Raw genomic sequence first — 12,403 nt, forward strand, 5'->3', positions numbered from 1 at the left:
GCTTGTGTTTCTGTACAAATTAATACAGATTAATCTGCACTTGGTCACAATTACACTTTAAAGAATCATAATTTTTTTTCAAGAAGTTTGAGCTAAATTTTTCAATTATTTTCTTTAATTTACTTTTATAGAACATTCATATTTCAATGATTTTTTTCTCAACCATAAAATGAATGCGTCTTCCTGAACAATTCAGACTTTTCATTCGCCTTGTTCAGGAAGTTCGGACAGCAAAACGTATAAAAACCACACTCAGATGAATGCTGATTTAGCACTTAAATCAAGCTCACTTTAACTCTGAAATCAACTTATTCAATAACTCCTGAATAAACTGAATACGCTTCTCATACTCTTCTAACATCACCATCACTTTTAATCGCTGACCACCTTCCATACGATAATACGTTGGCTGTTTTTGCATGAGCTGGATAATACTCAGCGCCTGAACAGGTGTATCTGGCGAAAACTCCACAACACCACCATTCGCACCGATATCAATCTTTGTAATACCTAAAAATTCGGCATGAATTCGAATTTGATGCACACTGAATAAGTGTTTAACCGCCTGTGGTGGCACACCAAAACGATCAATCAATTCCATACGAATATTATCTAACTTTTCCTGTGTATCTGTATTACTGATGCGTTTGTAGAATAATAACCGTTGATGTACATCACCCAAATAATCATCTGGAATCAAAGCTGGCATATGCAAACTAATTTCAGCAGTCAAGGACAATGGCGCATCAAAATTAGGCGTTTTACCATTTTGAATCGCTTTGGTGGCTTTTTCGAGCATCTCCATATACAAACTATAACCAATCGCTTGCATAGAACCACTTTGTTGCTCACCCAACAACTCTCCAGCACCACGAATTTCTAAATCTTCTGTTGCTAACATAAATCCTGCGCCAAGATTTGACGCTCTAGTAATCGCATCTAAACGCTTTTCTGCATCACCTTTTAAGCCTTTCAATGAAGGAACCATTAAATAGGCATAAGCTTGGTGATGCGAACGTCCAACACGACCACGTAATTGATGTAATTGTGCTAAGCCTAATTTATCTGCACGTTCGATAATGATGGTATTGGCATTTGGAACATCAATTCCTGTTTCAATAATCGTAGAACACACCAAGACGTTATATTCTTTATGATAGAACTGCTGCATGACTTGCTCTAATTCACGCTCACGCATTTGCCCATGCGCTACCGCAACACGTGCTTCAGGAACTAAATTACGAATATTTTCAGCAGCTCGTTCAATCGTATCCACTTCATTATGTAGAATATAAACCTGCCCACCACGAAGTAATTCACGAAGAATTGCCTCTTTCATGGTTTCATTGGTTTGTTCATTCACAAATGTTTTGACAGCCAAACGTCGTGCAGGCGGTGTCGCAATAATGGATAAATCACGCATCCCACTAAATGCCATGTTTAATGTACGCGGGATTGGCGTTGCTGTCAGTGTCAACATATCTACATCAGCACGTAGCGCCTTAATACGTTCTTTATCGCGCACACCAAAACGATGTTCTTCATCGACAATCATTAAACCTAAGTTTTTAAATTGGACATTTTCCTGAAGAATTTTATGTGTACCAATCACAATATCAACTTTACCATCTGCCAAATCTTCAATGATTTTTGTATGGGTTTTATTGGTACCAAAGCGTGAAAGCACTTCAATACGTATTGGCCAATCGGCAAAACGATCTTTGAAAGATTCATAATGCTGCTGCGCCAAAAGTGTCGTTGGTACAAGCACTGCAACCTGTTTATTATTCTGTACTGCGACAAATGCAGCACGCATTGCCACTTCTGTTTTACCAAAGCCCACGTCACCACAAACTAACCGATCCATCGGTTTTGCTTGTTGCATATCGTATAATGTTGCTTCAATCGCATTGGCTTGATCAAGTGTTTCCTCATAGGCAAAACCACTAGAGAATTGCATATAACTACTTTGTTCAAGTTCGAAACTCAAACCAGGTTTAGCTTGACGACGCGCTTGAATATGCAGCAACTCCGCTGCAACATCATGAATCTGTTCTAAAGCTTTACGTTTGGCTTTATTCCATGCGTCTGTACCCAACTTATGCAATGGCGCTAAGTCTGGATCACCACCGCTAAAACGACTGATCAGATGTAAATGTGTGACTGGAACATAGACTTTTGCCTCATCGGCATAATTCAGCTGTAAAAATTCATAATCTTGATTGTCAATATTTAAGGTGACCAAGCCTGCATAACGGCCAACGCCATGATCGATATGGACAACAGGCGCACCAATACTCAGCTCAGTTAAACTACGAATTAAAAATTCTTCAGAAACTTCTTGTTGACGCTTACGGCGGCGTTGAACAACACGATGTTCATAAAGTTGATTTTCCGAAATAACAGACAATTGATCTGTAATCACCAAACCACGATCTAAAGGCGCATTGGTAATCGCAACAGAAAAATTGGATTTACGGAATATTTCAAAATTTTCAACAACTGGAATTTCACCTAAACTGGCACGTAACGCATCTTTTAAGGTTTCACGGCGTCCCGCACTTTCAGCGACCAATAAAACTGGATGATTCGCCGCATCGATATATTTCTTAACAGCTGAAAAGGGTTTTTCTTGTTTAGGGTCAACAGGTAGTTTTGGCGGTTGTTCTACATTTAAATGAATCACACCTGCTTTTTTCTCAATTTCGTCAGTTGAAGCAATAATTCTTGAAAATTGGTTTAAATATTCAAAGATTTGATTCGGTTGTAAAAATATTTCTTCTGGTGCTAGCAAAGGCTGATCAACATTGTGACGGCGATCCTCATAACGTCGCATCACATCTTTCCAAAAAGTGGTTAATCCTTCATCAATATTTTTATCTGTAATGACAATCGAATTACTTGGTAAGTACGATGTTAAACTACTTTGCGATTGCATCGCTTCTTTGCTAAAGAATAACGGAAAATAGAAATCTAAGCCTGGTGATGCAATGCCTTCTAAAACATCTTGATAAATTGGATTCTTTTTCGGGTTTGCCGTTGGAAAACTTTCTGCATAACGATCACGGAAAATTGAACGCGCTTCTTTCAGTGGAAATTCTTTGGCAGGCAGAACTGTAAACCGATCCAGCTTTGTTGTAGTACGTTGTGTTTCTGGGTCAAAGAATTTTAGGCTATCAATTTCATCGTCAAATAAATCAATACGAATTGGCGCATTCTGACCCGATGCATAAATATCCATGATGCTACCACGTACGGCAAATTCACCATGATCATAAACTGTATCGACTAAATGGTAGCCTGCCTGAACCAATTTAAGTTTTTGTTGTTCTAAATCAAATTTCTGCCCTACTTTGATATCAAAATGTTCTCCGAGCACCCATGAGGTAGGAGCAACACGTTGCGCAAGCGTTGTTGCAGAAATGAGTAAAATGCCTTTTTTAGGCATATTTGAAAGAATAGATAAACGCTCTGAAACAATGTCTTGATGTGGTGATAAGCGATCGTATGGCAATATTTCCCAGTCTGGAAATATCGTTGGTTTAATGCCATAAAACTCGAGTTCACTTTCGAGCTGCCCTAAATGCTGATTATTTCTTGCCACTAAAACAAATAGTTGTTCAGATTGTTCTGAAATTTCTTTAAATAATAAAGCAGCAGAAGAACCGAGCATCGAGCCGATCCAACGCTTTTCACCTATTTTAAGTTGTTTTAAATTGAGTTCAGAGATTTCTTTTTGGAACATGATCGCTATTGGTCTAAAAGACATGGCGATAGTTTAACATGATGACTTTCTTGAGTTGAGTAGATTTTTATTTGATTGATAAAGTGACTCAATAGCTCAAAAATATAACGTTTGTTTAACATATATTTAAATCTAGTAATCAAACGGTTGCAACGTTTAGAATTTATTTTTCATCTATCCCTTTTAAATTCTTTATAATAATCATTCAGTTTCTGAATAATTGCTTTGAGTTGCATTAGATTTTCTTCTGTATTCCCCAGTCTTGCAACATAACGCTGTGAAGCAATTTCCAAATCAATCTTTTCATTGATCAAAATAGCTTTATAAAACAACGCTTCCAAATCATCAAAATTGGTTAATTTACGATTAGAAAAATACTCAAGTCGCTCAGACAACGTATTCACAACCACATCATCTACGATATAACCCTTTTCAGTATCAATCTGGATATTATTTTCACATAAAAAAACTTGTTCAGCACTTTCTTTATTGCTCTTAAATAGTTCCACAAGTTTATTCAACATTTTCAATTATCCTCATTTAACACTTGATATATCATAACAAAATTCAACATGACAATTAAAAAAGGATGCGATCGAGCATCCTTCAATTTCTATTCAATATTCAACAATTTTTTAGAAAATGATGAAATTAGTCATCACCTAAATCATCTAGAAAATCGACTGTCGGCACAAAGAACAAAGTCCCTGTTTTTGCAGAACTAAAATCCAATAAACTGTCTAAATTACCTTCTGCATCGCCTTGGAACATATGCTGCAACATCTGACGTGTAACACTGAATTTACGTGCATAACCGATAAAGAAAGTTCCATATTCATTTCTAGATGGGTAGGAGAATGGCATATTTGCACGCATAATTTTTAATTCATTACCATCTTCATCATGTGCCTTACTCACCATATTATGTGCAGTTTTCGGCTTAACATCATCACCTAGTTCCACGTCATTAAACTTTTTACGTCCAATCACTTTTTCTTGCTCTTCATCACTTAAAGCACGCCATTTATCCATGTCATGCATGTATTTTTGAATAAAGGCATAACTTCCACCTTTAAACTCGGCATCTTCATCACCGACCAATGCATATTCTGCGGCAATTTCATGTTCAGGGTTTTCAGTACCATCTACAAAACCAATAATTGAACGACCATCAAAATAACGGAAACCATGTACCTCATCAATTGGTGTAGTTACATCTTGTAATTGTTCTTGAATAATACTTGCCAACTCGAAACAAAGTGCTTGTCGGTCTGCACGAATGTGGAAAAATAAATCACCCGCAGTTGAAACAGCCGTATATTTAGGGCCTTTTATTTCTTGAAAGGTTTCTAATTCTTTCGGTTTAGCTTCTTCTGGAAATAAACGATCCCATGCATCTGAACCAAAACCCATCGTTGCATTAAATTGAGCATCAGGATAACGATTGGTTAAACTACGGGTTAACGCTGAAAAATTAGCTGAAAAATCAATAACACTATCTACAACCTCTGCACCTTGCTTTAAGCCCAAAACAATAAATAATGCATTCTCACCAGGACGGCTGATTACAGGTTGGATTCGAGTTGTAGTCATATAAATATCCCTAAATTGATAATATTTTTGTCAATTTATCATAATCTCAGTGCGATTTTGTCAATTACATTCACTATTCATGAGCAAACTCATGATTTAATGCGACTTAATTTACAAAACAAATGCTAAAACAATACGTCTCAATATTTTCGCAAAACCAATATTTTTACACTCAACCATGTTAAAACAGCGAAAAAATTTCCAATAAAAAGCATCCTTTTCAGATGCTTATATTTTCATAACGAGATTTCAATCACATCAAGGTTTAATTTGAATTAATGAATTAATAAAGTTATGCACCATATTGTTTTTGTAAATATTTCACAATCACTTCAGATTCAAATAAATGTACCCCTGTATTGGGATCGATTAAATACGGCACTTGAATATCTTTTTTCTTACGCCCCATGATCGGAATGATTTTTTCACGTTTTCCACCTTTCAATGGCTCATATTTACCTGGCTTTAAACGTAAAACTGCTGGCCCCATATCTTGCCAACGTTCTTTCGCAACATTATGTAATTTAAAAGGTAGTTCTAGTTCCGTAAGCACACCACGAATAATACGCGAGTACGGACTTGCTTCAAAACTCCATAATTCCAACAACTGAACAGGCGCTTCACGATTGATAATTTTTTTATCAATCCATACGCCACGTGCTCCATTGAGGATTGTTCCAACCATCGCAACAGAAGGATAGTGTGGATATTTAGCATATTTTTGTGGTGTCTTGCCTGTTTTACCGTAATGTTTAAATAGATAATCGACAATCGCTATAGACTCATACAGTTTTTCACCTGTATTTTCATCAACAAAGTAAGGAAATTGCGCCTTTCCACCTTGCTCTTTGACAATTTTACGGTATTTGGTTCCGCCTTTCGGGCATGGGTAAACCTCATAATCAAGGTTTAATAAAGTCAAAACCTCACGAACACGACGACAAAATGGTGACCCCTCAAACTCATACAACTTTAATGCTTTTTCAGGTTGATTGGGAAATGCTGTCCCTGAAACGCCTCGACCGCCCGCAGCAAGGCTTGAAACCAATGCTTGTACAACTTTTATTTGATGGTGCACCATTTTATTGTCCTTATGATTTGCTTGATCTTATAAATCGACTAATTTTTCTTTTGCAACCACAATTCCATTGTTATCTGCGTAAAGATAATCACCAGAATTGAAGTTTACACTGCCAAAATACAAGCTAACATCCACTTCACCTATGCCTTTACGATTACTTTTTTGTGGAATTGCAGCCAATGCATGTACACCTAAATCAAGCTCTACCAATGCATCAACATCACGTACGCAACCGTAAATCACAACACCATTCCAGTGATTTTTAACCGCAGATTCAGCAATCATATCGCCCATCAATGCACAACGCATTGATGCGCCACCATCAACCACTAAAACCTTCCCTGTCCCATCTGTTGCCAACAGCTCTTTAACACGTGAATTATCTTCAAAACATTTGACTGTCACGATTTGCCCACCAAATGTCTTGCGTGCACCATAACTCTTGAAGAATTTACCATCCATTGACGGAATTAAGGTTTGAATATCTTTGTCTGGATTGTCATCTAATAAATCACAAGTTACGAATGGCACTGTAGTCACTTTAATTCTCCATTATTGGGCATTGAGTATGCGTAAATTATCATATATTTCAAAATTTTCAGTCTGAGTTTGCGCAGCCTCGACCATAATATGAGCCACTTGATCTGCTGTCACTGGCTTATATTTAAAAGAATTTGGAACCAAATGCGAAACCTTTTGATAAACATTTTGCATTGCGCCTTCCATCGTTCTTTTTTCTTGGCGTTCACCAATAAGTAACGATGGTTGAATAATCGAAATACGATACAAATCTAGTTTTTGAATATATTGTTCCAATTTTCCTTTGACTTGATTGTAAAAAATTGGCGAGCTTGCACTTGCACCCAATGCACTAACCAAAAGAAAATGGGTTTCAGTCAGTTCAAACAAATCTGCAAAATGTGCATTAATTTCAAAATCAATATTATAAAAAGCTTGTTTTGAACCCGCTTTTTTAATGGTTGATCCTAGGCAGCTAAAGGCATGACTATAACCACTCACATCTTGATCATTGAGTAATAAAAAGTCTTCTATGACAAATTGCTCTACTTTACTCAAATGTTTAAAGTCTGCTGATTCACGTCTTACAATCGCTGTAATTTTCTCACAATTTGGATTTTGCTGAAGTTGCTCAATCAAAGCCTTCCCCACCAAACCTGTTGCTCCAATTACAATTGCATTTTTAATCGATTTAGTCATTTTTTAAACAATCTCCTGAACTTATTACTAATCTAACGTTTTATTTAGAATTTTTCTGCATCAATAATGTAGTCAAAACAAGCCAAGACTTGACTTTGAAGCTGGTTTTAATCACAATATGGCACTTGTTTACGGGCTGGTGAAAATTCTCTGATGTAGGTTTTCAGATGTGATTTCAGCCCGCCCAGACCAATCTATTTCAAGGAGTGCACGAGTGGCAAACTCTGCTCAAGCAAAAAAACGTGCTAAACAAAACGTTAAAGCACGTAAACACAACGCAAGCTTACGTTCTATGGTTCGTACTTATATCAAACGTACAGTAGCTGCTATTGCTGCTGGCGATTATACTGTCGCTACTGATGCTTACAAAAAAGCTGTTCCAGTAATCGACCGTATGGCTGATAAAGGTATCATCCATAAAAACAAAGCTGCTCGTCATAAGAGCCGTTTAAATGCACAAGTTAAAGCTTTAGCTAACTAAGTTGTCGCATAGAAAAGAGCCCTAATTTATAGGGCTTTTTTTGTATCTCTTGTAAACTACAGCTTTATCTAGAAAATAAAATCAAAACCATAGATAAATTTTAAAAAGTGCTAGATTGATCAATAGAGTAATACTGAAATCATTAACCATTAATATTGCTGAAACTCTCGAATAGACAAATCACCTTTCTCTCCCCGCCAAATCCATTTCAAATGGCAATCTGCAAAACGGTCACCTTCAAACCAAACAAATAAACCCTCCATCATTTCAGGCCAATCACTTTGTTTAATTTGAGTTCGTTTAGAAATAATAGCAATAATTGCGGCGAGAATTGTATCGTGGCTGACCGCAAGGCTCAGCTGGTTTTGCCCTGTCGGATGCGTTTCATAAATTAATTCAAGTACATCTACCACACCAGTAATCGGATGTTTCATCCCTGGCAAGGTATTATTCACAAAACTATTAATAAAACCTAAAGCACCTTGTTGACGGAAATACGGTGCAGCTTGTTTGATATCAAGTACAAAGCTTCCCGGTTCAACCAACAATCCTTTCTCTACAATTTCAATATGATGCGTATTATTATCAGGTAAAATCGTATCCGCACCTTGAATCATCAAAGCTGCGGTATCCACACATCGTTGAATTGGACTTGAAATACAATGTTGAATGATCCGATCTGTATGATCAATCAAATGTGAACCCCAAGCTTGCGCCAAATCACGGCCTTCCGAAGTCAATTGCAAATCATAGCCCGACAGGCCCTGTCCATTCACCATTTCACGAATTGAATGTCGAGTGAATAAAGTCACAGGCGTACTGGTATCTGGCAATAAATCAATTGCTTTTAGCATACTCTTTGGCAATAAATCTAAGGCCATATTCAATCATAACTCTACTTTGTACTACCTCCACTATACCATGTGAGGCAAAACTCTCAATCAAATCTAAAATCAGCGCTTTGCAATAAAACGGATAATTTCATCAAATTTAATGCTTTAGCTCTATATCACGATAAACAACAACAGACTATAAATTAACATTAGATAATGCTTCCAATGCAATATCTTTATTCTCTGCATTTCTATAAGCAATAAAACCATCATTTAAAACAGTACTACGCTGATTATAAGTAAAAGGCACAGCATCCAAACTCAGTAACCCACCACCAATACTCTCTAATAAGCCTTGCCCTGCACTGGTGTCCCATTCTGATGTAGGGTGAAAGCGTGGATAAATATCAATTTCACCTTCAAGCATCATACAAAACTTATAAGCACTGCCTGCTTCACGGCGAATAACAGGTATTTCTTGTTCAATATAATCAATATATTGCTGATATTTTGGATTTTTACTGCTATGACTTAAGCCAACTTGAATGGCATCCGTTTCTGTATTTTTATATTTACAATAACGCTCCCAACTTTCTCGAATAAAGGAATATTTATAAGGCAATTCTGTTAAATAGCCGATATACATCACCTGTTCAGTGGGCACAGCAATGATTGAAAGTAAGGTTTGATGCTCTTGAATTAAACTTAAATTAATGGTGAATTCATCACGTTCATGAATAAATTCTTTAGTTCCATCCAAAGGATCTAGCATCCAACACACTTTCCACTCGTGACGTTGAGAATTATCACTTTCTTCCGATAAAACAGGAATATCAGGTGTTAATAATGCCAACTGTTTGATTAAATAATCATTTACTCTTAAATCAGCCTGCGTTACAGGCGAATGATCATCTTTTTCATCAATATTAAACTCACGCCCTGCACAATAATTTTGGTATTCTTCTAACAAGATTTGACTTGCATGCGCCAAAATCGGAACTAATTTTAAAATTTGTTCATCTTGCGGTGCAGGAACTGTAATAAACATTGATTAAAAACCTATTTTATGTCTGATTCTACTCAGCCGATTATCTTCTTTGATATGGACGGCACACTACTCGATTTAGCTTTTGATGATTTGATCTGGAACACTAAACTTCCTGAACGTCATGCAGAAACCCACCAATGCTCATTGGAGCAAAGCCATGCGCTTTTGCATGATTTTTATCAACAGCATAAGCATACACTATCTTGGTACTCATCGACCTATTGGACTGAAAAAGTTGGTGTCGATGTATTACAATTACAGCGTGACTTTAAAGATAAAATCGCACCCAGAACGGGCTGTTTCGAACTATTAAAAGCATTACAACAACAAGGCTATCGCTGTTGGTTACTGACCAATGCTGATTGCGCAGGATTAAAACTTAAACTTGAAAATGTTGATTTAAGCCCTTATTTTGAAGTCATGATCAGTAGTGAAGAAATTGGGTATTCCAAAGAATTTGTAGAGTTTTGGCAAATTTTACAGAATAAACATTTTTTTGATCCAAAAAATGCATGCCTAGTCGATGACACTGCACCCGTTTTAAAAGGTGCAGAAAAATTTGGAATACAGCATTTGATTACCATTACTCAGCCTTCAAGCCTTCGTGCAGCACGCCATGCATTAGAACTTGAATTCACTGCGATTAATGATTTAACAACGCTTTTACCTATACTTGAACAAATTCAAAATAAGGATGTCGATGTCAAAACAGCCTAATCACTCACCTGTAGAATCTATGCGTGTAGACAAATGGCTTTGGGCTGCACGTTTTTTTAAAACCCGTTCAATTGCCAAAGATGCGATTGAAGGTGGTAAAGTTCACCACAACAATGAACGAGTCAAAGTTTCCAAAGAAATTCGAGTCGGCATGGAACTCACCATACAGCAAGGTTTTGACCGAAAAACTGTTGTGATTAAGGCACTTTCTGCTGTTCGTGGTGGTGCTCCAATTGCGCAACAACTTTACGAAGAAACCGAAGTCAGTATTGCACGTAGAGAGTTGATTTCATCGCAAAGAAAATTGCATAATCTTGCCCGACCTGATCATCGACCAAGTAAAAAAGATCGACGTGAAATTCATAAATTTAAACAAGAAAATGATCAACAGTTTGACCAAAGCTGGTCTTATGATGATGACTGAAATTCGTTTTGGTCTATCGCGACATTTCATGTCGCACAAATAAATTTAAACATAGAACAGATTTTTAATTTCTGTCACTATTACTGCCGTGGACGAAAGATCAAATTTAATCACATCCACTTAAGATATTAGTGATATTACATCGTTTGAGGTTTACGAGATGGATGATAACAAAAGCAAAGCGCTCAATGCGGCACTCAGCCAAATTGAGAAGCAGTTTGGTAAAAATACAGTTATGCGCCTTGGCGACAATACTGTGCAAGCCGTTGAAGCTGTATCTACAGGTTCTTTAACGCTTGATATCGCATTAGGTATTGGTGGCTTACCGAAAGGTCGTATCATTGAGATTTACGGCCCTGAATCGTCAGGTAAAACAACCATGACCCTTCAAGCGATTGCACAATGCCAAAAAGCAGGTGGAACATGTGCCTTTATCGATGCTGAACATGCTTTAGATCCACAATATGCACGTAAACTTGGGGTTGATATTGACAACCTACTGGTTTCACAACCAGACCATGGTGAACAAGCACTTGAAATTGCAGACATGTTGGTTCGTTCTGGTGCAATTGATATGATCGTTGTCGATTCTGTCGCTGCATTAACCCCTAAAGCTGAAATTGAAGGTGAAATGGGCGACTCACATATGGGCTTACAAGCACGTTTGATGAGCCAAGCATTGCGTAAAATTACAGGTAATGCTAAACGCTCAAACTGCATGGTGGTCTTCATTAACCAAATTCGTATGAAAATTGGTGTCATGTTTGGTAGCCCAGAAACCACAACAGGCGGTAACGCACTTAAATTCTATGCGTCTGTGCGTTTAGATATTCGCCGTATTGGTCAAGTTAAAGAAGGCGATGAAATTGTAGGTTCAGAAACTCGCGTTAAAGTTGTTAAAAACAAAATGGCACCTCCATTTAAAGAAGCTCTTTTCCAAATTTTATATGGTAAAGGTGTAAACCAGCTTGGTGAGTTGGTTGATCTTGCTGTAGCACAAGAGTTGGTACATAAAGCGGGTGCTTGGTACTCTTACCAAGGCGATAAAATTGGTCAAGGTAAAAACAATGTGATTCGTCACTTAGAAGAAAACCCTCAAATCGCTCAAGAGCTTGATCGTTTGATTCGTGAAAAGTTATTAACCACAGCAATTGCTGCACCAACTGATGAAAAAGATGAAGAAGAGCCTGATTTCTTAGAGGTTTAATTCATTATTTAAATCTATTAAACGCCTTTCGGGGCGTTTAATTTTTATTACAGGGT

Annotated in this window: 12 protein-coding genes; 4 read left to right on the top strand and 8 right to left on the bottom strand. The window is 37.2% G+C overall.

Going from position 1 to position 12,403, the window contains the following annotated elements; all coding sequences use genetic code 11:
• Window positions 1–286: 286 nt before the first annotated feature.
• From mfd to ACY45D_RS09930, 6 genes are all read right to left on the bottom strand, one after another.
• Window positions 287–3,745, bottom strand: a complete 3,459-nt coding sequence (gene mfd / locus ACY45D_RS09905; RefSeq protein WP_463109472.1) for a transcription-repair coupling factor — start codon at window positions 3,743–3,745, stop codon at window positions 287–289.
• A gap of 170 nt (window positions 3,746–3,915) precedes the next feature.
• A complete protein-coding gene (locus ACY45D_RS09910; RefSeq protein WP_463106595.1) occupies window positions 3,916–4,269 on the bottom strand; it encodes a hypothetical protein in 354 nt (117 codons plus the stop codon).
• A gap of 127 nt (window positions 4,270–4,396) precedes the next feature.
• Window positions 4,397–5,338 (bottom strand): Dyp-type peroxidase, encoded by a 942-nt coding sequence (locus tag ACY45D_RS09915; protein ID WP_463106596.1) that lies wholly within the window; start codon window positions 5,336–5,338, stop codon window positions 4,397–4,399.
• A 292-nt stretch (window positions 5,339–5,630) separates the two neighbouring features.
• Window positions 5,631–6,419 carry a glutathione S-transferase N-terminal domain-containing protein gene (locus tag ACY45D_RS09920; RefSeq protein ID WP_463106597.1) on the bottom strand — a complete coding sequence of 263 codons (789 nt, stop codon included), beginning with the start codon at window positions 6,417–6,419 and terminating at the stop codon, window positions 5,631–5,633.
• Window positions 6,420–6,446: 27 nt separating this feature from the next.
• Window positions 6,447–6,959, bottom strand: a complete 513-nt coding sequence (gene rraA, locus ACY45D_RS09925; protein ID WP_463106598.1) for a ribonuclease E activity regulator RraA — start codon at window positions 6,957–6,959, stop codon at window positions 6,447–6,449.
• Window positions 6,960–6,971: 12 nt separating this feature from the next.
• Window positions 6,972–7,637: a Rossmann-fold NAD(P)-binding domain-containing protein gene (locus ACY45D_RS09930; RefSeq protein WP_463106599.1), complete on the bottom strand. Its 666-nt coding sequence runs from the start codon at window positions 7,635–7,637 to the stop codon at window positions 6,972–6,974.
• 214 nt (window positions 7,638–7,851) lie between these two features.
• On the opposite strand from ACY45D_RS09930, the gene rpsT reads away from it, so the two are divergent.
• On the top strand, window positions 7,852–8,118 hold the full coding sequence (gene rpsT / locus ACY45D_RS09935) for a 30S ribosomal protein S20 (protein WP_010114753.1): 267 nt from the start codon (window positions 7,852–7,854) through the stop codon (window positions 8,116–8,118).
• 149 nt (window positions 8,119–8,267) lie between these two features.
• Here rpsT and ACY45D_RS09940 read toward each other — a convergent pair whose 3' ends face one another.
• Window positions 8,268–8,999: a histidine phosphatase family protein gene (locus ACY45D_RS09940; RefSeq protein WP_463106600.1), complete on the bottom strand. Its 732-nt coding sequence runs from the start codon at window positions 8,997–8,999 to the stop codon at window positions 8,268–8,270.
• Window positions 9,000–9,147: 148 nt separating this feature from the next.
• Entirely contained in the window at window positions 9,148–9,999 is an 852-nt protein-coding gene (locus tag ACY45D_RS09945) for a 3'(2'),5'-bisphosphate nucleotidase CysQ family protein (RefSeq protein ID WP_010114749.1), read from the bottom strand.
• A gap of 18 nt (window positions 10,000–10,017) precedes the next feature.
• Between ACY45D_RS09945 and ACY45D_RS09950 the strand changes: the two genes are divergently transcribed.
• From ACY45D_RS09950 to recA, 3 genes are all read left to right on the top strand, one after another.
• The gene (locus ACY45D_RS09950; protein WP_463106601.1) at window positions 10,018–10,716 is read left to right on the top strand and encodes an HAD-IA family hydrolase; all 699 of its coding nucleotides are present in this window, start codon (window positions 10,018–10,020) and stop codon (window positions 10,714–10,716) included.
• Window positions 10,700–11,140 (top strand): RNA-binding S4 domain-containing protein, encoded by a 441-nt coding sequence (locus tag ACY45D_RS09955; protein WP_463106602.1) that lies wholly within the window; start codon window positions 10,700–10,702, stop codon window positions 11,138–11,140. The genes ACY45D_RS09950 and ACY45D_RS09955 overlap by 17 nt, the downstream gene beginning before the upstream one ends.
• Before the next feature lie 160 nt (window positions 11,141–11,300).
• Window positions 11,301–12,347, top strand: coding sequence for a recombinase RecA (recA, locus tag ACY45D_RS09960; RefSeq protein ID WP_463106603.1), 1,047 nt, complete (start codon window positions 11,301–11,303; stop codon window positions 12,345–12,347).
• Window positions 12,348–12,403: the final 56 nt, after the last annotated feature.

It is taken from the genome of Acinetobacter sp. BZX-2 (assembly GCF_055179795.1).

Coding starts and splice junctions, on each gene's coding strand:
- mfd (WP_463109472.1), bottom strand. CDS start 3,745: ATGTTCCAAAAAGAAATCTCTGAACTCAATTTAAAACAACTTAAAATA.
- ACY45D_RS09920 (WP_463106597.1), bottom strand. CDS start 6,419: ATGGTGCACCATCAAATAAAAGTTGTACAAGCATTGGTTTCAAGCCTT.
- ACY45D_RS09940 (WP_463106600.1), bottom strand. CDS start 8,999: ATGGCCTTAGATTTATTGCCAAAGAGTATGCTAAAAGCAATTGATTTA.
- ACY45D_RS09945 (WP_010114749.1), bottom strand. CDS start 9,999: ATGTTTATTACAGTTCCTGCACCGCAAGATGAACAAATTTTAAAATTA.
- ACY45D_RS09955 (WP_463106602.1), top strand. CDS start 10,700: ATGTCAAAACAGCCTAATCACTCACCTGTAGAATCTATGCGTGTAGAC.
- ACY45D_RS09930 (WP_463106599.1), bottom strand. CDS start 7,637: ATGACTAAATCGATTAAAAATGCAATTGTAATTGGAGCAACAGGTTTG.
- recA (WP_463106603.1), top strand. CDS start 11,301: ATGGATGATAACAAAAGCAAAGCGCTCAATGCGGCACTCAGCCAAATT.
- ACY45D_RS09910 (WP_463106595.1), bottom strand. CDS start 4,269: ATGTTGAATAAACTTGTGGAACTATTTAAGAGCAATAAAGAAAGTGCT.
- ACY45D_RS09950 (WP_463106601.1), top strand. CDS start 10,018: ATGTCTGATTCTACTCAGCCGATTATCTTCTTTGATATGGACGGCACA.
- ACY45D_RS09915 (WP_463106596.1), bottom strand. CDS start 5,338: ATGACTACAACTCGAATCCAACCTGTAATCAGCCGTCCTGGTGAGAAT.